Below are 25,598 nucleotides of genomic sequence, written 5' to 3'. Positions count from 1 at the left end.
AGACCCATGGTCTTTTCGACGCGCTTTTCCCGCCGCACGCTTCTCAAGGCCTCCGCCGCGACCGCGGTCCTGGGCGGCATCGGTGCGCCCCATGTGGCCCGTGCCCAGAGCGCCGAGTTCACCTACAAATACGCCAATAACCTGCCTGATACCCATCCCATGAACGTCCGCGCCAAGGAGATGGCGGCGGCGATCAAGACCGAGACCAACGGCAAGTTCGACCTCCAGATCTTCCCGAACAACCAGCTCGGGTCCGACACCGACATGCTGAGCCAGATCCGCTCCGGCGGCGTCGAGTTCTTCACGCTGTCCGGCCTGATCCTGTCGACCCTGGTGCCGGCCGCGTCCATCAACGGCATCGGCTTCGCGTTCCCGGACTATGACACGGTCTGGAAGGCCATGGACGGCGATCTCGGCGCCCATGTCCGCGGCGAGATCAAGAAGGCCGGCCTCGAGGTCATGGACAAGATCTGGGACAACGGCTTCCGCCAGACCACCTCGTCAACCAGGCCGATCACCGGGCCGGACGACCTCAAGGGCTTCAAGATCCGCGTGCCGGTGTCGCCGCTGTGGACCTCGATGTTCAAGGCGTTCGATGCGGCGCCCGCCTCGATCAATTTCAGCGAGGTCTATTCGGCGCTCCAGACCAAGATCGTCGAGGGCCAGGAAAACCCGCTCGCGATCATCTCGACGGCGAAACTCTACGAGGTGCAGAAATACTGCTCGTTGACCAACCACATGTGGGACGGCTTCTGGTTCCTGGCCAACCGCAGGGCTTGGGAAAAGCTGCCGCAGGACGTGCGCGCCATCGTCGCCAAGAACATCAACGCCGCGGCTGTGAAGGAGCGCGAGGACACCGCCAAGCTCAACGCCAACCTCCAGCAGGAGCTCGCGGGCAAGGGCCTGACCTTCAACCAGCCGACCGTTGCGCCATTCCGGGACAAGCTGCGCGCCGCCGGATTCTATGCCGAGTGGAAAGGCAAATACGGCGATCAGGCCTGGGACCTCCTGGAGAAGGCCGTGGGCAAGCTGTCGTGACGCGTCGGGGCCATCATGGCTCACATCGAGGTTGAGGTGACCGAAGTAACGGGCGAGGTGGCTGTGCAGTCCCCTCGCCGACCTTCGTTGCTGGGCTCGACGGAACGCGTGCTCGGTCTCCTCGTCGAGGTGCCGGCGGCGATTCTCGTCGTCGCCGAGATCGTGATCCTGTTTGCCGGCGTGGTCGCCCGCTACGGCCTGCACCGGCCGTTGATCTGGTCGGACGAGCTCGCTTCGATCCTGTTCCTGTGGCTCGCCATGCTCGGCGCCGCCGTCGCATTCCGCCGCTCCGAGCACATGCGCATGACCGCCGTGGTCGCAAGCGCCAGGCCTGCGATGCGGGCCTATCTCGATCTGGTCGCGACCTGCGCGGCGCTGGCGTTTCTGGCGCTGATCGTCTGGCCGTCCTGCGACTATGCCTATGAAGAGAGCTACATCACCACCCCGGCGCTGCAGATTTCCAATATGTGGCGCGCTGCCGCGTTGCCGGCCGGCATCGGCCTGATGGCGGCCTTTGCCTTGCTGCGCCTGCTGCGCGCGGCCGATTACCGGATGGTCGCAACTGCCTTCGTCACCGTGGCTGCCGTAATCGGTCTGTTCTGGCTGGCTGAGCCGCTCCTGCGGCCGCTCGGCAATATCAATCTCGTCATCTTCTTCGTCGGCGTCGCCGGCTTCTGCGTCTTCGCCGGCGTTCCCATTGCGTTCGGCTTTGGCCTGGCGATCTTCGGCTATCTGGCGCTGGCCACGCGCACGCCGGTCATGGTGCTGGTCGGGCGGATGGACGAGGGCATGAGCCATCTCATCCTGCTCTCGGTGCCGCTGTTCGTGTTCCTGGGGCTCCTGATCGAGATGACCGGCATGGCGCGGGCCATGGTGGCGTTCCTCGCAAGCCTGCTCGGCCATGTCAGGGGCGGCCTGCATTACGTGCTTGTCGGCGCGATGTACCTGGTCTCCGGCATTTCCGGCGCCAAGGCCGCCGACATGGCCGCAGTTGCACCCGTGCTGTTTCCCGAGATGAAGGCGCGCGGCGCCAAGCCCGGCGATCTCGTCGCGCTGCTTGCGGCGACCGGTGCCCAGACTGAAACCATTCCGCCGAGCCTCGTGCTGATCACGATCGGCTCGGTCACCGGCGTCTCAATCGCAGCGCTGTTCACAGGCGGCCTCTTGCCCGGCGTCGTGCTCGCGATCACGCTGTGCATGCTGGTGTGGTGGCGCTACCGCCACGAGGACATGAGCCATGTCCGCCGCGCCACGGGTTTCGAGATCGGCAAGACCTTCATCGTCGCCCTGCCCGCGCTCGCACTGCCATTCGTGATCCGTTATGCCGTGGTCGAGGGCATCGCCACCGCCACCGAGGTCTCCACCATCGGCATCGTCTATGGCGCCCTGGTCGGCCTGCTGGTCTACCGCCGCTTCGACTGGCGGCGGCTGTTTCCGATGCTGGTCGAGACCGCTGCCTTGTCGGGCGCGATCCTGCTGATCATCGGCACCGCAACCGGTATGGCCTGGGGCCTGACCCAATCAGGCTTCTCGCGCTCGCTGGCCGCTGCCATGACGGGATTGCCCGGGGGAGCCGCGACCTTCATCGCCGTCTCGATCCTGGCCTTCACCATTCTCGGCAGCGTGCTCGAGGGCATTCCGGCCATCGTGCTGTTCGGGCCGCTGCTGTTCCCGATCGCCCGCGCCGTCGGCGTCCACGAGGTGCACTATGCCATGGTGATCATTCTTGCCATGGGTATCGGGCTATTCGCCCCGCCGTTCGGCGTCGGCTATTATGCCGCCTGCGCCATCGGACGCGTCGATCCGGCGGAGGGCATCAGGCCGATCTGGGGCTATCTCTTGGCACTGCTGGTGGGATTGATCATCGTCGCGATCTTCCCCTGGATCTCGATCGGATTCCTTTGAGACGCATTTGAGGAGGGTGTCGATGAGCGAGCGGCAGAACCCATACAATATCGGACTAGACAAGACCCCGGCCAACTACGTGCCCCTGAGCCCGTTGAGCTTCCTCGCACGCAGTGCCGCGGTCTATCCCGATCACCGCAGCACCGTTTATGAGGGCCGCAGCTTCACCTGGGCGCAGACCTATGAACGCTGCCGCCGCTTTGCCTCTTATCTCGCGGGCAAAGGCATCGGCGTGGGCGACACCGTCGCGGCGATGCTGCCGAACATCCCGGCGATGAACGAGGCGCATTTCGCCGTGCCCATGACCGGCGCCGTGCTCAACGCACTCAACATCCGCCTCGATGCTCCCTCGATCGCGTTTCAGCTCGACCATGGCGGCGCCAGAATCATCCTGGTCGATCCCGAATTCTCCGGCGTCATCAGCGACGCGCTCGCACGGATGACGGGTCCCAAGCCGCTGGTGATCGACGTCGACGACGCCGCGTTCAACGGCGGCAAGCGCATCGGCGAGATCGAATATGAGGCGGCGGTCGCGCAAGGCGACCCCGCATTCACCGCCGTCCTGCCGCAGGACGAGTGGGATGCCATCGCGCTGAGCTACACCTCGGGCACGACGGGAAATCCCAAGGGCGTCGTCACCCATCATCGCGGCGCGTACCTGAACGCCGTCAGCAACATCCTCGCCGGCAATCTCGGCCAGCATCCGGTCTATCTCTGGACGCTGCCGATGTTCCACTGCAACGGCTGGTGCTTCCCCTGGACCATTGCGGCCTCGGCCGGCATCAATGTCTGCCTGCGCAAGGTCGAGCCGACCAGGATTTTCGAGCTGATCAAGCAGCACGGCGTCACTCACATGTGCGGCGCGCCGATCGTGTACAATACGCTGATCAATGCACCCGATGCGCCCAAGGGCAATGCCGCCCGCCGCATCGTCGGCCTGATCGCCGGTGCCGCACCGCCGGTCGCGGTGCTCGAAGGCGCCGAAAGCATCGGCATCAAGCTCACGCATGTGTATGGCCTGACCGAGGTCTACGGCCCCGCCTCCGTCTGCGCCGAGCAGCCGGGCTGGGACGAACTCCCGGCGGCCGAGCGGGCTCGGATGAAACGCCGGCAGGGTGTGCCCTACCCGCTCGAGGAAGCCGTCACCGTGATCAATCCGCAGACGATGCAGGAGGTGCCGCGCGACGCCGAGACCATCGGCGAGGTCATGTTCCGCGGCAACATCGTGATGAAGGGCTATCTCAAGAACGAGAAGGCAACCAAGGAAGCCTTCGAAGGCGGCTGGTTTCACACCGGTGATCTGGGCGTGCTCGACGAGCACGGCTACGTCATCATCAAGGACCGCTCCAAGGACATCATCATTTCCGGCGGCGAGAACATCTCCTCCGTCGAGGTCGAGGACATCCTCTACAAGCATCCGGCCGTGCTGTTCGCAGCCGTGGTCGCCAAGCCCGATCCGAAATGGGGTGAAGTGCCCTGCGCCTTCGTCGAACTGAAGGACGGCGCCAGCGCCAGCGAAGCCGACATCATCGCTTTCTGCCGTTCGCATATGAGCGGCTTCAAGACGCCGAAGGCGGTCGTGTTCGGCCCCATTCCGAAGACCTCGACCGGCAAGATCCAGAAATTCCTGCTGCGCAACGAGGTCGGATCGGTGAAGGCGATCTCGGCCTAAATAGCGTACAGAGAGCCTTCCGCCCGCGCGCATGGCGAGCGGAAGCTCTCTCCGTCCTCACATCTTCTTGTAAGCGTCAACCAGCGCCTGACCGTCGGCCCCTGCCTTTTTGAGCCAGTCGGCCGTGAGCTGCTCGCCGATCTTCTGGAAGCCGGCCTTGAGCGCCGGGCTCGGCGGCTCGACGGTCATGCCTTTCGCCTTGAGCTGATCGATGTACCAGGTGCTCTTGTCCTGCCAGGCCTTCCAGCCGCGGGTTTCCGCCGTCGCGGCGGCCTTGAGGATGGCCTCCTGGGTCGGCTTGTCGAGCGCCTCGAACGCGGCCTTGTTGACGAAAGTGTAGTCCTTCGGAATCCAGGCCTGCACGTCATAGAAGTACTTGAGCGACTCCCAGGCCTTCGAATCATAACCGGTGCCGCCAGACGACATGAAGGAGTTCACGACGCCCGTCGCCAGCGCCTGCGGCAATTCCGCCGCCTGGATCGTGACCGACTGGGCGCCGACCAGCTCGCCGATCCGCGCGGTCCCGACATTGTAGGCGCGCCATTTCAGGCCCTTCATGTCCTCGATCGTCGCGAGCGGCTTGTTGACATAGACGCCCTGCGGCGCCCAGGGCACCGCGAACAGGAGTTTGAGACCCTGAGCGTCGAGCTTCTTGACGATCGCGGGCTTGGAGGCCTGATACAGCTTCATCGCATCCGGAAAGCTGGTCGCCAGGAACGGCACGACGTCGATGCCGAAGAGCGGGTCCTCGTTCTCGTGAATCGACAGCAGCACCTCACCCATCTGCGCCTGCCCGGTCACCACTGCGCGCTTGATGTCGGGTGCCTTGAACAGCGAGGCGCCCGGGTGAACCGTGATCTGGAGCTTGCCGGAGGTGGCGGCTTCGACATCCTTGGCGAACGCGACCAGGTTTTCGGAGTGCGGATTGTCGGCTGGATATGCCGCCGGCAGATTCCATTTGGTCTGGGCCAGAGCGGGCGTCGCGGCCAGCACGGCACCGGCGATCAAGGATGCGCGGATTAAACGGGACAACATTGGACTTCTCCTCACAGTAAACTTGAAACCGGATGCGGTCAGTCTGGGAAAGCGAGCTTGGGCAGAAACATCACGATCTGCGGATACTCCGTGATGATGAACACGGAAGCGAGCAGCAGGACGAAGAACGGGAACGCTGCCCGAGCAACGGTGAACGTATCACGGCCGCTCATGTTCTGGAGCACGAACAGATTGAATCCAACCGGCGGCGTAATCTGCGCCATTTCCACATGAATGATGAGATAGACGCCGAACCAGACCAGGTCGAGCCCGGCCTGCCTGACCATCGGCAGCACGATGACGGCGGTCAGGACGATCATCGAGATGCCGTCGATCAGGCATCCCAGGATGATGTACATGATGCTCAGATAGAGCGCGAGCATGCCGGGTGTAAGCTCCTGCCCCTGAACCCAGGTGGCGAGCGCGGCCGGTATGCCCGTATAGGCCATCGCAGCCGTGGTGTAGGCCGCACCTGCCAGGATCAGCATGATCATGCAGGTCAGGCGCGTCGCGCTCATGATGCTCTCGAGGAAATTCTTGCGCGTGAGCGTGCCGCTCCACCACGCCAGCAGCAGCGCGCCCGTGACGCCCCATGCCGCGCATTCGGTGGCGGTCGCAAAGCCCAGCACGAGCGAAAGAAACACGGCCAGGATCAGGAGCAGGCAGGGTGCGAGCTTCGCCGACTCGCGCAGCTTCTGCCGGAACGGCATCGGCGGATCGCGCGGCGGAACCTTCTTGGGATTGAGCAGCGACCAAATGATGATGTAGCCCGAATAGAGCACCATCACGAGCACGCCCGGCAGGAATCCGCCGAGGAACACCTGCAGCACGGAGACGTTCGCCGTGACCGCGTAGACCACCATCGGGATCGATGGTGGAATCAGGAGGCCCAGCGTGCCCGCGCCTGCGAGCGATCCGAGACTCAGGCTCTTGTCATAGCCGCGCTTGTCCAGCTCAGGCAGCGCGATCTTGCCGATCGTCGCGCACGTCGCTGCCGAAGAGCCCGACACTGCCGCGAAGATGCCGCAGCCGATCACGTTGACATGAGTGAGGCGCCCGGGGAGCCACTGAACCCAGGGCGACAGCCCCCGGAACATTTCTTCCGACAATTTGGTGCGGAAGAGAATCTCGCCCATCCATATGAACAGCGGCAGCGCCGCCAGCGTCCACGAGGAGCTGGCGCTCCAGGTCGTGGTGGCGAGCACGGCCCCGAGTGGAAGGCTCGTGGTCAGCGACATTGCCACGAAGCCGACCAGCCCGAGCGAGACCGCGATCCAGACGCCGCTTCCCAGCAGCAGGATCATGACGCCGAGGAGAATGAACGACAGCTCGATCATGCCAAGATTGGTCATGGTCAACCTCCGCCGCCCTGCGAGATGCGCTCGATGAATTCGTCCGGCGTCTCATCCGGCGAGCCCTTCTCGTAGCTTGGCCGATTGCCGATGACGACACTGACCATTTCATCGATGAGCGCGATCGAGAGGATCGCAAGCCCGCCGGCAAAGCCGAGTTGCGGAATCCAGAGCGGAAGCGCGACGACACCCTGCGCTACATCGTTGAACCGCCAGGAGTCGTAGGTCATCTGCACGGCATAACGAGTGAAATAGAGGATGAAGGCGGTCGCAATACCGAGCGCCACGATCTCCGCGATCTGCTTGGTCCGCCCGTGCAGATGCTCCAGCAGCAGACCAACGCGGATCATCTCTCCGCGCTTGAAGGTATGAGCGAGGCCGAGGAAAGCCATCGCGGCCATGCACCAGGACGCAAAATCATCGCCGGCGGGAATGTTGATCGCAAACTGGCGCCCGACCGACATGACCATCATGATTGCGAAGATCGCAACCAGGAAGACGCCAGCGGCGTAGCCTGCGCCGAGATAAAGGAGGTCCAGAGCACGTCGCGCTGGTCCCCGAGCCGCTACATCGTCCCCTGCCAACGCAATCCCCATCCTCACACAAGGCGATTCAATCGGCCCGTGGGTCGTGCCTGAATATCGCCCTGTCCGACGCCTGTCTTTCAGACGTTAGATCAACATGATGCGGCCGGTGCAAGCAAGGAGTATGCCGGCTGGAGCCGGAATTTCTACCCCAGGTTCAGTGTGTCTCCAGCCGCAGCCCGTCATAGGCCGGCACCACGCCCGCGGGCAGCGACTGGCGGATGACCTCGTAATCGACGTCGGCGGTCATATTGGTGATCACCGCGCGCTTCGGCTTGAAGCGCTCGATCCAGGACAGCGCATCGTTGATGCTGAAATGGCTGACATGGCTCGTGTAGCGCAAACCGTCGACGATCCAGAGATCCAGATGTTCCAGCGCGCCCCAGCTCTCGCGCGGGATGTCGTTGAGGTCGGGCGTGTAGGCGGCATCCCCGATGCGGTAGCCGAGAGCAGGAATGTTGCCGTGCTGCACCAGAAAGGCCGTCAGCGTCACGGCGCCGCCCTTCCCCAGAACGGTCTGGCTTTCTCCCGCCTCGATCGAATGTCGGGTGAGGATCGGCGGATAGTCGCTGCCCTCCGGCGAGATGAAGCAATAGGAGAAGCGCGACAGGATGTCCTTGGCGGTCGACTGGTTGAAGTAGGTCGGGATACGGCGTCGCATGTGCATGACGACCGAACGCAGATCATCCATGCCATGGGTCTGATCGGCGTGCTCATGCGTCAGGAACACTGCGTCGATGTGATCGACATTGGTCGAGAGCAATTGCTCGCGCAGATCCGGCGAGGTGTCGATCACGATGCGTGTCGTGCCGTGCTCCGAGGTCCGTTCGACCAGTAGCGAGCAGCGGCGCCGGCGGTTCTTGGGATTGTTGGGATCGCAGGCGCCCCACCCGAGCGCCGGGCGCGGCACGCCGGCGGAGGAACCGCAACCCAGGATCGTCAGCGTCAGCGTCATGCGGCTTCAGTCCTAAGCTTTCACCTTGGAGAACAGGCGGAAGAAGTTTTCGGTGGTCTGGCGCGAGATCTCGTCAAATGACACGCCGCGCGTCTCGGCAAGCACCTTTGCGACCTCGACCACATAGGCGGGCTCGTTGCGCTTGCCCCGGAACTTGCCCGGCGCAAGATAGGGCGAGTCCGTTTCAACCAGGATACGATCGGATGGCAGTTCTGCCGCGAGCGCGCGCAGGGCTTCCGATTTCTTGAAGGTCAGGATTCCCGTGAAGCCGATATAGTGACCGAGCGACACGGCCTTCAGCGCCAGCTCGCGCCCGCCCGTGTAACAATGCAGCACGGCGCGAAACGATCCTTTTGCCGCCTCGTCTTCCAGAATGCGCGCGCAGTCCTCGTCGGCCTCGCGGGTGTGGATCACCAACGGCAGGCCGCTGATGCGGGCGGCGGCGATGTGGGCGCGAAAGCCCCTCGCCTGTGCCTCCGGCGAGCCGTTGTCGTAGAAATAGTCGAGCCCGGCCTCCCCAAGCGCGACGACCTTGGGATGCCCCGTCAACGCAACAAGCTCGTCCGGCGCGATGCCGTCCTCCTCGTCCGCATTGTGCGGATGGGTGCCGACCGAGCAATAGACGTCGTCATAGCGTTCGGCAATCGCGAGCAGGTCCTTCAGCCGCCGCACCCGCGTCGAGATCGTGACCATGCGCGCGATGCCGGCCGCTCGCGCCCGCGACACGATCCCGTCGAGATCTGCCGCGAAGTCCGGAAAATCCAGGTGGCAGTGGCTGTCGACCAGCATCGCGCCAACGCCTTCAGGCCGCCGGCTCGACGTAGCGCGGGAACGCCGGCGTCGGTGCCGGCAAGGTCGAGCCGGGTGCGATGCGCTTGGCGCCACCGAGCATGGCGAAGTTGCGCTCGGCTTCGGGGATACCGAGGCCGTCGAGCAGCTTGCCTGATGCAGACGGCATCACGGGCTGAGCAAGGATTGCGATCTGGCGCACGACTTCGGCGGTGACGTAGAGCACCGTCTTCTGCCGGGCAGGATCCGTCTTCGCGAGCGCCCACGGCGCCTCGCCCGCGAAATAGCGGTTGGCCTCCGCGACCACGGCCCAGACGGAGTTGAGCCATTGATGGATCTGCTGCGCCGCCATGGCCTCGCGTGACGCAGCGATCATGCCGTCGGCCATCGCCAGCATCGCGTTGTCGTTGTCGCTGAAGTTGCCGGGCTCGGGCAGCACGCCGCCGAATTGCTTGGCGATCATCGAGAGCGAGCGCTGCGCGAGATTGCCGAGATCGTTGGCGAGATCGGCATTGATGCGTGCGACGATGGCCTCGTGATTGTAGTTGCCGTCCTGGCCGAACGGCACCTCGCGCAGGAAGAAATAGCGCATCTGGTCGACGCCATACTGGTCAGCAAGGTTGAAGGGATCGACGACGTTGCCGACCGACTTCGACATCTTCTCGCCCCTGTTGAACAGGAAGCCGTGGGCATAGACCCGCTTCGGCAGCGGGATTCCGGCCGAGAGGAGAAAGGCCGGCCAATACACCGCATGGAAGCGGATGATGTCCTTGCCGATGACGTGCACGTCGGCCGGCCAGTAGCGCCAGTTCCTGTCACTCTCATCGGGGAAGCCGACGCCGGTGATGTAGTTGGTCAGTGCGTCGACCCAGACATACATCACGTGTTCTTCGTCGCCGGGCACCTTCACGCCCCAATCGAACGTGGTACGCGAGATCGAGAGATCGCGCAGGCCGCCTCGGACGAAGCTCACGACCTCGTTCTTGCGCGAGTCCGGACCGATGAAATCAGGATGATCCGCGTAGAGCCTGAGCAGCCTGTCCTGGTATGCCGACAGGCGGAAGAAATAGCTCTTCTCCTCCACCCATTCGACCGGCGTGCCCTGCGGCCCGAGCCGCACGCCGTCGTCGTTCACGCGCGTCTCGTCCTCGGCGTAATAGGCCTCGTCACGGACCGAGTACCAGCCCGAATAGGTGTCGGCATAGATGTCGCCGTTCGCCTCCATGCGCCGCCAGATCTCCTGGCTGGAGCGGTGATGCTGCTCCTCGGTGGTACGGATGAAGCGGTCGAACGACACGTTCAGTCGCTCGTCCATTTCCTTGAAGCGGCCGGCGTTGCGGGTCGCGAGCGCGGCCGCGGACATGCCTTCACCGGCCGCGGTCTGAACCATCTTCTGACCGTGCTCGTCCGTGCCGGTCAGGAAGAACACGTCCTTGCCGTCGAGCCGCGCAAAGCGCGCCAGCGCATCGGTCGCGATCGCCTCATAGGCGTGACCGATATGCGGGCTGCCGTTGGGATAGGCGATCGCGGTTGTGACGTAGAAGACGTTGTCGCGCGCGGGCGCGATCGTCGGCGCGGCGGCTTCGGAAGCCGCGACGGGCTTCGGCGCAGGCGTGGTCCTGGATTGCGCCACTTTGGGCTTGGCGGGCTTGGGAGGCGAGGCCACGGGAGCCGACGCGGCGGTCATGGCAGGCGCAGCCGCCCTTTTGGCCACCTTCTTCGCCGGAGCCTTGGCCGGCTTCTTGGGAGCCGACTTCTTCGAAGCCTTCCTGGCGACGACGCGCCCCTTCGCAGCCTTCTTGCCGGCCTTCTTTGTCGTCTTCGCAGCGCTCTTCGTCACGCCCTTCCTGGGGGCAGACTTCTTGGTCTTCTTGACGGCTTTGGTCGCGCGCGTCTTTGCAGCCTTCCTGGCGGCTTTCTTCACGGCCTTCTTGGCAGCCTTCTTCTTGCTGCTCTTGCCCTTAACGGTCTTCTTAGCTCGCGTTGCCACCACGAATTCCTTTACCGGCTTCTCGAAATTTGGAAACGGCTCTGCGCCTAGCGCGTTGCGTCCGCCAGCCAGCCGAACACCGAGAAGACCAAGGGCTTGCGCTCCAGATTATAGGTTTCGGTGTCGCGCGCGGCGCGGACGATCTTTTCCCATACCTCAGCTAGGCGCGCAAGGCGCGGCAGGTTCTGGTTGGCATTGGCCTCATCGGCATGCAGGCGCTCCGCGATCCAGCGGTCGATGCCGTCGATGAAGGCGGCAAGCGCGACGCGGTCGCTGGTGCCGAGGGAATCGCCGAGTGTGTGCAATTCGCGCGGATCGACCTGCGGCAGGCGCGCAAGCAGCGCCGCCGTGCGCTGCTGAAGTTTCAGGGCATCGCCGCCAAGCAGCGTCAGGGCCCGTGCAACGCTTCCCTCGGAGGCCTCGGCCGCCTCGCGCAGCGCGGGATCGTTCGGATCAAGCCCGGCCGCCGAAGCTGCGGCCGCGATCACATCATCCGTGGCGAGCGGGCGCAGGCGCAGCTTGCGGCAGCGCGACTGGATCGTGGCGAGCACGCGTGCGGGCGCGTGGCTCACCAGAAGGAACAGCGATTGCTGGGGCGGCTCTTCGAGGATTTTCAGCAGCGCGTTGGCCGCATTGGGATTGAGCTCGTCGACGGTGTCGACGATGCAGACCCGCCAGCCTTCGGCCGCCGCGGTCGAGCCGAAGAACGCGATCGTCTCGCGCGTCTCGTCCACGGTGATCACCGTGCGCATCACGCCGCGGTCGTTGGCGGTGCGCTCCAGCGTCAGCAGGCCGCCATGGGAGCCGGCCGCCACCTGCCGCGCCACGGCATCGTCAGAATCGATCGCAAGGTTCTCGGCGCGCTGCACGGCGGGCGCGAGCGGCTGCGAATGAGCGAGCACGAAACGCGCCATGCGATAGGCCAGCGTTGCCTTGCCGATCCCTTGCGGCCCGCCGATCAGCCAGGCATGCGGAATGCGCCCGCTGCGATAGGCCGCCAGCAGCGCGGCCTCGGCCTCACGATGGCCGAACAGCCGCGATGTCTCGCGCGGATGCAGGATCGTGTTTTCACGCTCGGTCTGACGCGCGCTCATGCCGAGATCACCGATGCCGGCGTCGGGAGCAGACGCTCGCGCAGCGCGGTCCAAACGCGCCCGGCGACCGTGTCCGGGTCGGAGTTGGCGTCGATCAGCACGCACCGCGCCGGATCTTCCGCCGCGATCTTGCGATAGGCTTCGCGCAGGCCCTGGTGGAAGCTGAGCTTCTCGGCCTCGAACCTGTCAGGCGTGCCGCTGCCGCGACGCGCGGCGGCACGTTGCAGGCCAATCTCGACCGGCAGGTCGAGGATGATGGTGAGGTCCGGCTTGAGATTGCCGATCGTGACCCGCTGCATCGCGTTGATCAGGCCCTCGGGAACGCGGCCGAGGCTGCCTTGATAGGCCCGCGTCGAGTCGGCGAAGCGGTCGCACAGCACCCAGGTGCCCTGGTTGAGCGCAGGTTGGATCACGGTGCGGACATGGTCATCGCGCGCGGCGGCAAACAGCAGCGTCTCCGCCTCGGGGCCGAGCAGCTTGCCCATGCCGGACAGCACCAGATGGCGCATGATCTCGGCGCCCGGCGAGCCGCCCGGCTCGCGAGTGACCCGAATGCGCAGCTTTGCGGCCTTGAGGCGGTCAGCGAGCTTCTTGATCTGGGTGGACTTGCCCGTGCCCTCCCCGCCTTCAAAGGTGATGAAGCGTCCGCGTCCGGACGTCCGCTGGACCGCGCTCTCAGTCATGATCAGAGCTTCTCGGCGCCTGCGCGGAACATGCCGATGACGAGCTCGCTCGCGCCATCGATCGCGCGGCGCATGGTTGAGCCGGTGCCGATCGCTTCGGCTGCATAGACCGGCGTCTCGACGGCGATGTTGCCGCTGCGCCAGACCCTGACGACGCCGACCCGCTGGCCGGCCTCGACCGGCGCGCGCACCGGGCCGCTATAGACGATGCGCGCAATCAGCTTGTCGCTGCCGTTCCTGTGCACCATCACCTTCACCGGCGTCTTGGCGACGAGCTTGACCGAGCGGCTCTCGCCGCCGAACACCTTGGCGTAGCCGACCGGCTGCTCGGCCGCGAACAGGGTGCGGGTTTCGAAATTGCGAAACCCCCATTCCAGCATCTTCTTGGCTTCGGTGGCCCGATCGTCGGGGTCATCGAGTCCATTGACGACGACGATCAGCCGCGTGCCGTTCTGCACGGCCGAGCCCACCATGCCGTAGCCGCCCTCCTTGGTGTAGCCGGTCTTGAGACCGTCAGCGCCTTCCATCGAATTGAGCAGCGGATTGCGGTTGGGCTGGCGGATCTTGTTCCAGGTGAACTCCTTCTCCCCGAACAGTTTGTAGAACTCGGGGAAGTCCAGGATGATGTGGCGGGCGAGGATGCCGAGCTCGCGCACCGTCATCTTGTTGCCGGGGTCGGGCAAGCCGCTCGAATTGGCGAAGGTCGATCGGGTGAGGCCGAGCTCACGCGCGCGCTTGGTCATGAAATCGGCCGCAAAGATCCGCTCATTGCCCGCCATGGCTTCGGCAAGCGCAATACAGGCGTCGTTGCCGCTCTGGATGATCGCCCCGTGGAGGAGATCGTCGACCGAGACCTTGCTGTTGATGGCGGCGAACATGGTCGAGCCGCCTGAGGGTGCGCCGCCCCGGCGCCAGGCGTTCTCGCTGATCCGGTACTCGTCGGTCAGCTTGATGTCGCCCTTCTTGACCGCATTGAAGACGACCTCCGCAGTCATGAGCTTCATCATGCTGGAGGGCGCACGCAGCTCGTCGGCGTTCTTCTCGAACAGCACGCTGCCGCTGGAGGCTTCGATCAAAATTGCGGTCGGGGCATCGCCATCGAAGCCTACATCTTCCGCCTTCTTGGCGCCCTGGATGCTCTGGTTGGCAGCGTGGAGCATTCCGCCCCAGCCGATGCCCGCGACCAGAACCGCAGCAATCAGCCCGTGCACCAGCGCCCCGGCAATGGACCGCTTGCGACGATGCAAAGAAAGACGAAATGCCATGGCCTAGCCCTGAGAGCGGCGTTCTAACAGCTGGAACCGGTGCGAACAATAAGAGGTTGGGCGCTTGTCCTGAGATTGCACGATTCTCGTCGCGCCCCTATCGTGGCACCTCATATTTCTCGAACAAACCCCTGAAACAAGGCGGAAAAGCGAATGTCCTCAAGCCGCGTGATCAAGGCCAACGGGATTGATCTCTTCGTCCGCGAAGCCGGCCAGGGGCCTCTGGTGGTGCTGTGCCATGGCTGGCCGGAACTCTCGTACTCCTGGCGTCACCAGATTCCGGCGCTCGCCGCCGCCGGGTTTCACGTCGTCGTCCCCGACATGCGCGGCTATGGCCAAAGCGCAGCGCCGCCCGAGGTTGCAGCTTACTCGATCTTCGACACCGTCGGAGATGTGGTCGGCCTCGTCCAGGCGCTCGGCGAGACCAGGGCGATGGTGGTCGGCCATGATTGGGGTGCACCGGTCGCCTGGCACGCGGCGCTGTTCCGCCCCGATATCTTCACGGCGGTCGCAGGCCTGAGCGTGCCGCCGCCGTTCCGCAGCCGCGGCAGGCCGCTCGACTTGTTGCGCCAGAGCGGCATTACCAACTTCTATTGGCAGTATTTCCAGACGCCCGGCGTCGCCGAGGCTGAGCTCGAGCGCGACGTCGCCCGCACCATGCGCGTCGTGCTTGGAGGACGCGGCCTGGCCGATCCCAGCGCCGCCATGTTCGTGCAGGAGGGCAAGGGCTTTCTCAGCCATGCGACCGCCGACGAGCCGCTACCGGCCTGGCTCAGCGAGGCTGATCTGGCCTATTTCATCGAAAGATTCCGCAAGTCCGGCTTTCGCGGCGGACTGAACTGGTACCGCAACATCGATCGCAATTGGGAGCTGACGGCGCCTTGGCAGGACGCGCAGATTCATCAGGCTTCCCTCTTCATCGCGGGCTCAAAGGACGCGGTGATCACCGGCCTGATCGGGGCCAAGCGCGTCAACGAACTGGAGCGGGTGCTGCCCAATCTCAAGGGCAAGTTGATCCTCGACGGCGCCGGCCATTGGGTGCAGCAGGAGCGGCCCGACGAGGTGAACGCGGCGCTGGTAAAATTCCTGACGGCGAGCGCGGCTCAGTAGAGCCCGCGGCCGCTCAGGATGTTACGAGCCTCGGAGGCGCCATCGGCCGACGCGGAAGCGCTCTCAGCGGCGTAGCGGCCGTCCTCGTCATAGGACACGGCGCGGGCGTTCTGGAGTGCCCGGCCTCGGCTGCGGCTCGACGCCGACATTTCCGAGGTTGCGTTCAGCGATGCGACGTCGGCCGAGGTGCTGCCGAGATTGTAGGGACGCCCTTCCGGCATCGGGACCTCGCCGCGAATGGCGCCGCGGGTCGAGGATGGCAATTCCGGCACGAACGGCTTTGCCGAGGCAACTCGGACCATCGATGGGGATGGTGCCGGAACGCCGGTGCGCAGGGTCGCCAGGAGCTGGCGGTCGTCGGAGCCTTCAAGCGGCGCCCGGCCGACATATTCGACGCGCACCTTGGCAACACCATGTCCTTTGAATTCAAGGAGTTCGGCGGCCTTGTTCGAAACGTCGATGAGGCGGTTGCCGTGATAGGGCCCGCGGTCATTGACACGGACGATCAGCGACTTGCCGTTCGAGATATTGGTCACCCGCGCATAGGACGGCATCGGCAGGGTCGGATGCGCCGCGGTCAGCGAGGTCATGTCGAACACTTCGCCGTTGGCGGTCAGGCGGCCGTGGAAATCATCGCCGTACCAGGACGCCATGCCGTCGGCGCGGTAGTTGACGTCCTCCTCAGGCACGTAGGTTTTGCCCGCCACGACATAGGGCTTGCCGATGCGGTAGGTGCCGCCGCCCTTCGGGACCGGATCGCCAAAGGCCACGACCCGGGGACTCGAGGACACCCCGTATTTCGGATCGACTCGGCTGGCGAACTTGTTCGAGGAGGCGCAATTGGCGAGCGCGAGGCAAGTCGCCACCGCCGCAACACCGCGCGCGGCCCGCAAAACCGAATCTGACCGTCGGATCTCCATGCGCCCCAAATACCACTTCGCCGGAGGCGTACCCAACCCGCTTTGGCTGCGGGAGAGCGCTGTCCGGTCCTTCTGATTCCGAGGCGGCCCACCACCGCGCCGGACGTGGTAACGATAACGCAACCCGAACACGGCGGAAATGGGGAGCCCGCAGCCATCAAGCCGGGATGGTAAACGGGAGGTTCGCTTTTCCCGGCGACCCACGGAGGCCGGGCGCCCTGCTCTGTGCCAAGGCTGGACATTCTGTTGCGCCAAATCCTCACCCCACCCCCATTGTCGCCCCACTCCCGGAAATTCTTTTGACTGTGCAAGGCTGCACGCGTTCTCTCGGATGCAAGGGCGGGAATTGGAATTTAACGATGATCGAGACGGTTTCGGCACTGATGGGTCTGGTAAGCGCGGGGATCTTCCTGGCCCATGCGTTTGAAGGTTACCGCACGAGGGCCTGAGGCACTCGCGCGGACGGCAAGCATCACCTCTTTCAAGGCAGCGCGTTCGGACGATCTTAATTGATCTGGTCGAGCATCGAAGATGAGAGCGGCAGGTGTCCCATGCGTAACCATGACCTCGTATCCGATGGCTTCCTGGCATTGACCGCTGGCGGCTTGGTATTGCTCTGCTCGAGCCTCGTCGCCCTGGCGTTTGCCTGAGCGCCACGTCCTTCTTTTCCAACACGGCTCCACCGCGCCGCAGCAGGCGAAGCTGTGCCACTCCCATTCAGTTGATTGAATTTCTGCGTTCGGCGCCTCGACCAATTGCGAGAGGCCATCACCAATGAGGGTGAAGCAAATGCTTGCCGAGAAATTCTTCCTGGTCTTGGAATCCCTGATCCGCGGCGACCGCACCTATCCGGACGGAAGCCCCCGGGTCATCAGCACCTCTCCGCACGTGCCGATCAACCCGCCGGTGCGGAAATAGCCGGCGCGTCCGCAAGCCCGGGTCACGTGCCGCTCAGCGCAGACCCAACAGAGAACGGCGATAGAAGCTGTCGCGAGCCTCGCGCAGGCAGACGAAGCTGCCATCGAATCCCTGGCCATACTGCTTTTGACCTTTGCCGTAGTAGATGCCCTTCCTGAAATCCAGCCAGACGACCCGGTCGCGCGGGCAATAGCGCTGCGCCTGCGCCTCGTAGCGAAAAGGCGTCAGTGACGTTGCCGAGACCTCGGCGCTGCCCGCACAAACCAGGATGGTGCCCGCGCATACCATTGCGCCGGACCATCTGCCAAAGCCGCTCGCGGACACTCCCGACCTCCTGCTTCCGGCCGTCGCGCGACGGCGGACGGCCTCATTGCTTGTCCGCTTCGAGCTGCGCCAGCGCCTGGTGCAGGCACTCCTGAAGCTTCTGCGCGACCTGCTCGCCCCCGATGCCTTTATCCGCGAGATCGCCCGACACCTTGCTGACGACGTCCTCGATCCTCCGGCCCTCCAGATGGTCCGTCACCAGCGCGGTTGCGTAGCTTGCCGCGGCATTGCCGCTGAGCCCGAGCTGGCCTGCGGCCCACAGCCCAAGCAGCTTGTTGGACCGCGCAGTGGCCTTGAACATGAACTCCTCGTCGTGGGCGAATTTGGCCTCAAAGCCCTGCTCGCGCTTGTCGAACGTGGTCATGGTCAGCTCCATTCTGGCTCGCTGATGAGGACGGGATGTGCTGGAGGTGAACGTCTCCGCGGGTCAGGTCGGTTCAGGATGATGTTGAAGCTTCCTCCCGGAAGCCGAACGCCGTCAAGCCTGCCGATGCGCCCAAGGCGGACGCACGCGACGCACCAGCCCCGCACCAGTCACTCCGGCTAAGTCGGGAGCGTTTACCATTTATTAAGCAGACTCAGCGTCGCATGGCGCGGGGACATCGAGAGCTGACGCATGAACAGAGAGCTGCGGGAGTTTCGAAGACTTGAACGGGTCTGCCTGGAGCAGGCCGCCCTCTCCACCATGGACCTCGCCCGAAGCGGGCTGCTGAAGGTCGCCGACGATTGCCGCATGGCGGCCGAAGCGATCGAATCACAATCGCCCCGTGGCGCATTCGTAGAGGCGGTCCAGGCGCTCAAGCTGGCTTTGGGCGCGAAAAGGACGTCCAGGCGGCACTAGGGCCGGCCGGACTCCTCCAAGCGGAAGCGATTCAGAGATCGGCCGGCGAACGGGTCAGCCCTTTTCCGCTGCCGCTTCGCGCGCCAGCCGTTCGGCCCTCAGCCGTTCCTTGTTGGCGTAAAACGCCTTCTGCGCCGCCTCATGATCGCGGATGGCCTTTTCAGCCTCGATCCGGCGTGCGGCATCGCGCGCGTGGCGCTGTTCAGGGGTCAAGGGTTTGCGTCGGAAGGAAAGGTCTTCAGTCATGGCGAGACAACGCGGCGCGGGCCAAAGAGTTCCGTCGGCCGGACCCGGCGCGTGGCTGAGCCGAACCGAAACGTCCACGACTTCAGGTCCTTACCTGCAAAAGCTCGGCCAGCCAGGGCCCCAGCACGCTGATCGGGCCATCAGAAGGCGCCCGCGCCAGCCTCGCGAAACAACCCCATGCACAGTAGCTAAGTTCCGCCGGCACAACGTCTTTTCGAAATCATGAAAGCGCTTTGACGCGTTGGGATCGATGAGACCACAGGACGATTGAGACAGGTCAATATGAGCAGGCCCAGGCTCTGGGATCTTCAATCCCGCAAGTCAAAGGAGGCGGCCATGTCACAGCAGAGCAGCATGCATTTTTATCTCAATTGGGCCAAGGAGCGGATCGACGAGATGGATGCCGCACTAGCCTCGTTCGAGTCCAAGGCCGGCCAGGCCAAGGCTGAGTCCAAGGTCAAGACGGATCAATTCCTGTCCGACCTGAAGAAGCGGCGCGACGAGTTTCAGGCCATGCTCAAGACCAAGGCGGACGCGGGCGAGACTGCTTGGGCCAGCGCCAAGACGGACCTGGAAAGGCAATGGGCCGGATTCGAAGCCCAGGTGAAGACCTTCTTCGAAAGCGCCGGCCGGGAGTTCGAGCAGCAGCAGGCGACGTTCAAGGACATTGCGGCGGCCCAGGCCAATGCTTGGGGCGAAGCAGCGGACAAATTCCGCGAAGCCGCCGGCAAAGTCGCCACGGCCCGCACCGCCGACGTGGATGCCGCGCTCAAGCAGATGAAATCCGATGCGTCCGAAGCGGAAGCACGGCTGCAGAAGCTGAAGCAGGCCGGCAGCGAATCCTGGTCGGTCCTGAGCGCCGCGCTCGCCGAATCCCGGAAGGCGTTCGATCAAGCCAACAAGGCCGCGTGGGACGCCCTGAAGGGCACTGATACCAAGAGCTGACGTCGCTGCATTTGGCGCCTCCAGCCCAAAGAGACCAATGTGGCGCGCCGCGTGGAGACGTCTCCGTGCCTCGGCTCGATATACGCAGGGGTCGTGTCCCGGCTCATGACAAAGGCGCTTGTCCCGTTCCGGCGGTTGTCACGATCGCTGCGGCTTCGCGAGGCCAAGTCGAGAGAGCCGGGATCGTTCTCCATCGGCGGAGAACAGCTAAACCTCGATGTCCGCAATCACGGGCAAATGGTCTGAATAAGCCCTCGCCTCCGCGTCGGTCCATACTGTCCCGATCCGGCTATCGGCCGTCGCATAGATCCGATCCAGCCGCAGAATCGGCAGCCGCGCCGGGAAAGTCCGCAGACGCGTCCGGTTCGGACAGGCCTGCGCGAGCACGCGTCGCACCGATTTCACCCAGAACCAATCGTTGAAATCGCCGAGGACGACGGTCCTTGCAGGCCTCACCAGGCTAACCAGGGTTTGTGCTTGCGCGTAGCGCTCATGGATACTGAGGCCGAGATGCGTGGCCACCACGCGAACGTCGCCGGCCGGTGTCAGCAGTCCCGTGGCAATCGCCCTGCGCGGCTCCCGCTCCCGATACGACACGTCGACGATCTCGGGCACGCTGCAGAACGGAAAACGGCTCATCAGCATCTGGCCGTAGTCGCCGTCCCTCGTGACAATCGACTTGGCGTGAACGCGGTGATCGCCGACGACACTCGCCAGCTTCGCAAATGGATCGTCCGAGCGCGATCGCGAATCCACCTCCTGAAGCGCGACGACGTCCGGGGTCCACTTGCGAATGATGGAGCAAACCCCCTCCAGATCGAACGTCGGATTGAGATTGAAGGTGCCATGCACATTCCACGTCATGAAGCGCATGGACGCCATCAGCGCCTCCCGGCGAGCCACGTCGCCAGGAATTGTGCGCCCGCGCAGATCCCGAGCCAGCCCAGAAACGCAAGCGCCAGGAGCACCAAGCTGCTCCAGGACGCATTCCTGGCCAGATCTGCGATCTGAGCTCCCAGAACGGCCATGGCGAGAATACCGGGCGTGATACCCAGCAGCGTTCCAACTAGGAAGTCACGAAGCGGCAGCGTGCTTGCACCGGCCACGACATTCACCACCGAATACGGCGCGACGGGAATCATCCTGATGACGACGACAGCCAGAATGCCTTTGCCCACAATGCGCTCCTGGATGCGCGCTGCACGTCGTCCAAGCAGATGCTGGAGGCGTTCCCGACCGAGTACCCGTCCGATTGAAAAAAGGATGAGGGCGCTGAGCAAGGCGCCAGCCATTGAAGTGAAGAAGCCCAGCCATGGCCCGAGTGCAGCAGCGGTTGCGGCAATGAGTACCAGAATCGGAAACACGACCAGCCCGCCGACGACGAAAGCTGCGATCGCGAAGAATGGCCCCCAGACGGATTGCGAATAGACAGACAGGAGCGTCGAAATGCGACCTGAGTCGGCGAAACCGCTCAAGGATGAGTACGACCAGGCCAGCGCCAGCCCAAGAAGCGCCACGGCGATCGATACGATCCCGATTATCGTCTTCGTGCTCCACATTCGCGATGCCGCCCGCTCCAAATGAAGAGGCCCCTCCGGGTCCGCCACCGGCTGAACCATTGTTGCCAGTGTACTGGTCAAACCCGAAGATTCCACTTTCCGCAGCGTCATCATCCCCTCACCTGTCGAGACCTCGTCGAGGAGAGCAAAAAGACGATCCTCATTTCGCGCGAGCGTCCGTTCTTCGAGACCGCAGAAATGGGCTATCAGGCGACGCCGAACCGACGCAATGAAATTCCGATGCTCCTCGGATCCAGCTTCAAAAATCAGGTCACATTCGCTGTCGGCGCCCATCGACCGATTGTTCAGGTTGGCCGAGCCAATCCTCAAGATCTGGTCATCGACGATCATGAGCTTGCTGTGCACCATGACGGCAGCTTCGATATCCCCGCAGCGTGAGACCGGGTAGACGAAGCGGATACGATCGGCGACCCCCGCCGCGCTGAAGCAGTCGATGAAGGCACCTCGGCCGTTCTGCATGGCCTGGGATTCCAACCACGACGAATGCAGTTTTGGCGCGACGATCAGAACCCGAAGCGAAGGCACGCGAAGCATCTGCTCCGCCAATTCGCGCGCCATCTTGGTCGCGCTGGTGAACTGGTTTTCGATATACACGAAGCTCGTCGCGGAGCGGATCGCTGCGATAAACGAGCGTTCGACTTCCCTGATTGTCGAGCCTGCAGGACAAACCACCTCGGTCCTGGCGATCCCCACCGGCAGGTGCTCAGCCTCGACAGGCACATTCGCCGGCCAAGGGATGCTCTTCAGCGCGCGTCGATCATCGACCTGTTGGCCTGCCGCACGCCAGCGCTGCTCCACGAGTTCGAACAGCTGTGCCGCGGCATCGCCGTCGACCAGGCATTGAACATCATGAAACGGCGGGTATGGCTTACCCTGGGGGTCGCGGCGCAAGCCGAGATCGGCACAATGGTCGCTCGTGTCCCAGCGCCTGATGGTCAGATCGAGCCCGCCGACGAACGCCAATGAACCGTCGACACAGACGATCTTCTGGTGTTGGGCCGAGCCAAACGGAAGGGTAGAATCAAGCTGAAATCGGACGCGGCCATCCGTGTCGGCCGTGAACTTCGCCGAGGAATTCCACTCCCTTTCTGAGGCATAGAACGAGACGAAGTCCCAGACGAGAATGTTGATCCGCAAGGCCGGTCGACGTTGGACCAGCGCGCGCAGAAATGGGCCGAGTTGTTCAGGCAAGCCGTCATCCGCGCGCCCGGAAGCTCCGACCAGCCGGGTCTCGCTATGGATATCCCATCCGATGATGTAGACGAGCTCCTGCGCCTCCAGCAGCGCTTCCCGCAGAGCCGCGAAATAATCGGCGGCATCGTTGAGAACCGCCACGCGCCGGGCTTCGCACCGCCGCCAGACGGTGTCGCCGGGGACCAGGGTCGATGAGCTCTGAAGCAGGTGGACCTCGCAATTCGCATTTGCTTCTAAACGCCTTGAGTGCTCAAGGGGTTCCCACGATCGCTGTTCGGAGCTGAGAGTACCGGCGTGAAGATCAAAACCGCGGTATCCCCGAACAGCAAGACCAGCGCCGTGGTGATCAGGCCGCAGATCCGCAGCTCCAAGCTCGGTTCGAGAAGAACACGCATCGCCGCCGTGAAGCTTCCGATCCGGCTAGTCTCTCAGATTGGATAGCGTTCCCGACAAGCTTTCCCTCCTGGGTGGCGGAATAAGGCGCGTCACCGCCGTTCGCCAGCGCTTCCGACCAAAGGTCTTTGCGATCGGTCATACGAGGCCGGCAGTGAATCCTGGTCGGACCTGAGCGCCGCGCTGACCGAATCCCGGAAGGATTTCGATCAAGCCAACCGGGCCGCCTGGGACGCTGAAGCGCGCCGATCCCAAGAGCTGAAGTCGCTCGGCCCTAATCGCCTGCGGAAGGCGAAGGAGACGTCACGACAATTCAAGAGCTGGAGTGAGGACTACTCTGAGGCCCGCCAATTCCATACTGGAGGGCTGATCAATAATAACCGCGTCTTGGGCGGCGTTCATATTCGTCGTAGCCGTAGTACCCCTGTCGGCCCTGCTGAAACTGTGGCGGTACCGTACCGGTCGGGTAGCATTGACCGTCTCGAATATCGAGGTCAGCGCCATGGCCGCAGGGGACTGGATGTCGGCCGTAGCCTCCGCCACCGCGATAATAGTACTGCCGCGCAGCCTGTTCCTGAGAAGATACCCGTTTGGATAGCACATGCCGTCACGGGCACTCACATCCCAACCGTGGCCGCACGGAGGCGGTTTGACCGGGACACGGTATTGGACAGCCTGAACCTGGGGCGGAGTGTCCTTTACCGCTACGGTCCCGATGTGAATGGCGAGCGCAGCGGCGGCAATGCCAGTGATCATAATCGTCTCCTCTGCACAACGTACGATCGAGGCGCTGAATACTCGATGAACGGTATCTTGCGCGTCTCGAGATTCGTGTTCTGCTCGTTTGTGGCCTTGATTGTCGGCCATTCAGGAGGTTGCAAGCACCACCACCGACCAAGCCATCGACAATATCGACCGCCGTCATGGCCGCGCCGAAGCGATTGAACACGTTGCCGTGCTCCGGCCGGAGACATTCAGCTCAAGCAGTTGATATGGCCGTTCTTTTGGGCAGGAGGGGTATCAGCCAAAGGTTGCCGATTCTTCGAGCAAATTTTGATGTTCGACGATTCAACCCACGCCCTACCCCACGTTGCCTTGTCTCCCGCTCACAGCGGAATCAAAGTTGAGACGAAGCAACGACCGGCTTCCGCCGGCTCGATCGCCTTCCCGCCAAAAATCACGTTGTCCGTCTCGCGATAGCCTTGCGGCCCGATATCTCGCGCCTAGCGAGCATCCATTCGATGTCGGCGGAAATCCAGCCGTCGAACAGCGGAGTCATGAACGCTTCGTCGGTCGTCGTGGCTACTCACGCCGCGCAGTCCCACGCCGCCGTCATTTGGTTCGGACGGTCGTTGCACCCGCGCCTTTCAGAGCCTCGGCAATCTTCTCCGGAGAATCGCCGTGGAAATCCACGGAGACCTCGATCAGGCCTTCCAGCTTCTGCCGTCCCTCCGGCGCGGGCGCAGCCTTGGCATCGGCACCAGCCGTATGTGTTCCGACCGTGTTCGCGCCGCCGGCGGGCTGGACGAAGACGTCGCTTCGCGGAACGCCGCATTCCTGCACGACGTGTTCAACTGCAAGCTCGGCGCCGCGGCGCGTGTCGAATTGTCCGATGATCGTGCTTTCCAAGGGCGCACTCCTTAGGTGGACGAGAGTGCGAATAACAGGCCAGCGAGGGCCAAGTTCCTGGAAGGCTTTCGCGAACCAAATCCAAGGGCGAAGCGATCGGTTTGCATCACGCGCTCGGCTTCAAAACCGGATTATCCCGAGCAGGAAGAGCAGCGCGACCGTGATCGCCCCGGAGACCAGCAGCGAGCCGAAGCACCCCAGGCGGTTCGAGAAAAGGAAGAACATGCAATTGCCCGGTGTGAAGGTCCCGCCGGGTCAATCCTTCAGCTTCGACGGCGTTCCGGATGCGGTTCGCTCCGTCGAGCGGCTTCCTGTTCCGGCCCAAACATCAACGTTCGCGGAAGGCGCGGTTCATCTGATCAGTGAAGGGCTTCACCAAATAGGAGGCCGCCGTCCTTTCCTGGGTCGAAACAAACACCTCTGCCGGCATGCCTGGAACCAGCTTAAGACCATGAAGTTTGGCAATCGCATCCTCGGTGGGGAGCAGATTGACGAATGCAATGTAGTATTCCTGCCCATTTGTGGGATCGCGCGCCGAGGCGGGAGAAAGCATCACGACAGATCCCTTCATCTCCGGCGTTGTGTTGCGGTTGAACGCACTGAGGCGAATGCGGGCGGACTGCCCTTCCCTCACCTGGTCAATGTCGGCCGGTGATATCCTGATCTCGAATTTGAGTTCTGCATTCTGGGGGACGATTGTCGCGATCTTCGCGGCTGGCGTGATAACGCCGCCGACCGTATGAACAAAAAGCTCATTGACGTATCCCGAGACCGGAGACCGGATCTCGGTGCGCGACAGACGATCCTCGATCGCCAACTTACGTTCGCTTAGCTCGGAGATGCGGGCGTCTACGGTCCGCAGGTCGCGTTGCGCCTCCGTGCTGGCGTTTTGATCGGTCGTCCGTGAAGAATCCTGAAGCAATTGAGCGGTAAAGGAAAATGCCGGAATTTCCGGGATTGGATTTGCCAGCAAGCGGTGCTTGGGAGGCGGTTTTCTTGCAAAATGATATTTGTGATTCCCTCGAATCTCGAGCTGTGATTCCCTGCTGCAGGCGGTGACGAGCGGAGGATTCGATGCGGCCACGGGAGCGTCGGGAGAGCGGCGATCAGGATCTGTTTCGTTCACGGCTTGACCA

24 protein-coding genes are annotated in these 25,598 nt (G+C 63.5%); 7 read left to right on the top strand and 17 right to left on the bottom strand.

The annotated features are described in order from the left end of the window. Positions 1-6 precede the first annotated feature (6 nt). The 3 genes from ACYCVF_RS11725 to ACYCVF_RS11715 are packed head-to-tail and all read left to right on the top strand — an operon-like array spanning position 7 to position 4,615. Positions 7-1,038, top strand: a complete 1,032-nt coding sequence (locus ACYCVF_RS11725; protein ID WP_459595681.1) for a TRAP transporter substrate-binding protein — start codon at positions 7-9, stop codon at positions 1,036-1,038. 15 nt (positions 1,039-1,053) lie between these two features. Then, a complete protein-coding gene (locus tag ACYCVF_RS11720) occupies positions 1,054-2,943 on the top strand; it encodes a TRAP transporter large permease (RefSeq protein ID WP_459595680.1) in 1,890 nt (629 codons plus the stop codon). A 22-nt stretch (positions 2,944-2,965) separates the two neighbouring features. After that, the gene (locus tag ACYCVF_RS11715) at positions 2,966-4,615 is read left to right on the top strand and encodes an acyl-CoA synthetase (RefSeq protein WP_459595679.1); all 1,650 of its coding nucleotides are present in this window, start codon (positions 2,966-2,968) and stop codon (positions 4,613-4,615) included. Between the two features lie 57 nt (positions 4,616-4,672). Here the strand turns inward: ACYCVF_RS11715 and ACYCVF_RS11710 are convergent, their stop codons facing one another. The 9 genes from ACYCVF_RS11710 to ACYCVF_RS11670 form a co-directional block, all read right to left on the bottom strand. Then, the gene (locus tag ACYCVF_RS11710; protein ID WP_459595678.1) at positions 4,673-5,650 is read right to left on the bottom strand and encodes a TRAP transporter substrate-binding protein; all 978 of its coding nucleotides are present in this window, start codon (positions 5,648-5,650) and stop codon (positions 4,673-4,675) included. Positions 5,651-5,688: 38 nt separating this feature from the next. Then, positions 5,689-7,002 carry a TRAP transporter large permease gene (locus tag ACYCVF_RS11705; RefSeq protein ID WP_459595677.1) on the bottom strand — a complete coding sequence of 438 codons (1,314 nt, stop codon included), beginning with the start codon at positions 7,000-7,002 and terminating at the stop codon, positions 5,689-5,691. A gap of 2 nt (positions 7,003-7,004) precedes the next feature. Next, positions 7,005-7,598 (bottom strand): TRAP transporter small permease, encoded by a 594-nt coding sequence (locus ACYCVF_RS11700; protein ID WP_459595676.1) that lies wholly within the window; start codon positions 7,596-7,598, stop codon positions 7,005-7,007. A 145-nt stretch (positions 7,599-7,743) separates the two neighbouring features. Continuing rightward, positions 7,744-8,541 (bottom strand): MBL fold metallo-hydrolase, encoded by a 798-nt coding sequence (locus ACYCVF_RS11695; protein WP_459595675.1) that lies wholly within the window; start codon positions 8,539-8,541, stop codon positions 7,744-7,746. A 12-nt stretch (positions 8,542-8,553) separates the two neighbouring features. Continuing rightward, the gene (locus tag ACYCVF_RS11690) at positions 8,554-9,330 is read right to left on the bottom strand and encodes a TatD family hydrolase (RefSeq protein WP_459595674.1); all 777 of its coding nucleotides are present in this window, start codon (positions 9,328-9,330) and stop codon (positions 8,554-8,556) included. Between the two features lie 13 nt (positions 9,331-9,343). Next, on the bottom strand, positions 9,344-11,320 hold the full coding sequence (metG, locus tag ACYCVF_RS11685; protein ID WP_459595673.1) for a methionine--tRNA ligase: 1,977 nt from the start codon (positions 11,318-11,320) through the stop codon (positions 9,344-9,346). Between the two features lie 47 nt (positions 11,321-11,367). After that, a complete protein-coding gene (locus ACYCVF_RS11680; RefSeq protein WP_459595672.1) occupies positions 11,368-12,414 on the bottom strand; it encodes a DNA polymerase III subunit delta' in 1,047 nt (348 codons plus the stop codon). Continuing rightward, the gene (gene tmk, locus ACYCVF_RS11675) at positions 12,411-13,097 is read right to left on the bottom strand and encodes a dTMP kinase (protein ID WP_459595671.1); all 687 of its coding nucleotides are present in this window, start codon (positions 13,095-13,097) and stop codon (positions 12,411-12,413) included. Before tmk ends, ACYCVF_RS11680 begins: the two co-directional genes overlap by 4 nt. Positions 13,098-13,099: 2 nt before the next feature. After that, complete coding sequence (locus tag ACYCVF_RS11670) at positions 13,100-14,362, bottom strand: D-alanyl-D-alanine carboxypeptidase family protein (RefSeq protein WP_459595670.1); 1,263 nt, start codon at positions 14,360-14,362, stop codon at positions 13,100-13,102. Between the two features lie 153 nt (positions 14,363-14,515). Here ACYCVF_RS11670 and ACYCVF_RS11665 point away from each other — a divergent pair, with 153 nt between their 5' ends. Next, a complete protein-coding gene (locus tag ACYCVF_RS11665) occupies positions 14,516-15,472 on the top strand; it encodes an alpha/beta fold hydrolase (protein WP_459595669.1) in 957 nt (318 codons plus the stop codon). Here the strand turns inward: ACYCVF_RS11665 and ACYCVF_RS11660 are convergent. Further along, positions 15,466-16,392 (bottom strand): septal ring lytic transglycosylase RlpA family protein, encoded by a 927-nt coding sequence (locus tag ACYCVF_RS11660; protein WP_459595668.1) that lies wholly within the window; start codon positions 16,390-16,392, stop codon positions 15,466-15,468. The two genes, ACYCVF_RS11665 and ACYCVF_RS11660, sit on opposite strands and share 7 nt — an antisense overlap. 789 nt (positions 16,393-17,181) lie before the next feature. Here ACYCVF_RS11660 and ACYCVF_RS11655 point away from each other — a divergent pair. Then, positions 17,182-17,310, top strand: coding sequence for a hypothetical protein (locus ACYCVF_RS11655; RefSeq protein ID WP_459595667.1), 129 nt, complete (start codon positions 17,182-17,184; stop codon positions 17,308-17,310). A 33-nt stretch (positions 17,311-17,343) separates the two neighbouring features. Here ACYCVF_RS11655 and ACYCVF_RS11650 read toward each other — a convergent pair whose 3' ends face one another. Both ACYCVF_RS11650 and ACYCVF_RS11645 read right to left on the bottom strand, forming a co-directional pair. Further along, positions 17,344-17,634 carry a hypothetical protein gene (locus ACYCVF_RS11650; RefSeq protein ID WP_459595666.1) on the bottom strand — a complete coding sequence of 97 codons (291 nt, stop codon included), beginning with the start codon at positions 17,632-17,634 and terminating at the stop codon, positions 17,344-17,346. A gap of 43 nt (positions 17,635-17,677) precedes the next feature. Further along, positions 17,678-17,998: a DUF1476 domain-containing protein gene (locus ACYCVF_RS11645; RefSeq protein ID WP_459595665.1), complete on the bottom strand. Its 321-nt coding sequence runs from the start codon at positions 17,996-17,998 to the stop codon at positions 17,678-17,680. 252 nt (positions 17,999-18,250) lie between these two features. Here ACYCVF_RS11645 and ACYCVF_RS11640 point away from each other — a divergent pair, with 252 nt between their 5' ends. Then, positions 18,251-18,475, top strand: a complete 225-nt coding sequence (locus ACYCVF_RS11640; protein WP_459595664.1) for a hypothetical protein — start codon at positions 18,251-18,253, stop codon at positions 18,473-18,475. A 54-nt stretch (positions 18,476-18,529) separates the two neighbouring features. Here the strand turns inward: ACYCVF_RS11640 and ACYCVF_RS11635 are convergent, their stop codons facing one another. After that, entirely contained in the window at positions 18,530-18,721 is a 192-nt protein-coding gene (locus tag ACYCVF_RS11635; protein WP_459595663.1) for a hypothetical protein, read from the bottom strand. Positions 18,722-19,057: 336 nt separating this feature from the next. Here ACYCVF_RS11635 and ACYCVF_RS11630 point away from each other — a divergent pair, with 336 nt between their 5' ends. After that, positions 19,058-19,666: a sll1863 family stress response protein gene (locus tag ACYCVF_RS11630; RefSeq protein WP_459595662.1), complete on the top strand. Its 609-nt coding sequence runs from the start codon at positions 19,058-19,060 to the stop codon at positions 19,664-19,666. Positions 19,667-19,873: 207 nt separating this feature from the next. Here the strand turns inward: ACYCVF_RS11630 and ACYCVF_RS11625 are convergent, their stop codons facing one another. The 4 genes from ACYCVF_RS11625 to ACYCVF_RS11610 form a co-directional block, all read right to left on the bottom strand. Further along, on the bottom strand, positions 19,874-20,548 hold the full coding sequence (locus ACYCVF_RS11625) for an endonuclease/exonuclease/phosphatase family protein (RefSeq protein ID WP_459595661.1): 675 nt from the start codon (positions 20,546-20,548) through the stop codon (positions 19,874-19,876). Continuing rightward, positions 20,548-22,581: a VTT domain-containing protein gene (locus ACYCVF_RS11620; protein ID WP_459595660.1), complete on the bottom strand. Its 2,034-nt coding sequence runs from the start codon at positions 22,579-22,581 to the stop codon at positions 20,548-20,550. Before ACYCVF_RS11620 ends, ACYCVF_RS11625 begins: the two co-directional genes overlap by 1 nt. Before the next feature lie 1,584 nt (positions 22,582-24,165). Further along, entirely contained in the window at positions 24,166-24,462 is a 297-nt protein-coding gene (locus ACYCVF_RS11615; protein ID WP_459595659.1) for a hypothetical protein, read from the bottom strand. A gap of 328 nt (positions 24,463-24,790) precedes the next feature. Beyond that, positions 24,791-25,598: HlyD family efflux transporter periplasmic adaptor subunit (locus ACYCVF_RS11610; protein WP_459612930.1), on the bottom strand; the 808-nt coding region annotated here is incomplete at its 5' end.

Source organism: Bradyrhizobium cedriense, assembly GCF_054602315.1.
Note: the sequence above shows the minus strand (reverse complement) of the source record. Positions and strands in the feature narration are given on the sequence as shown.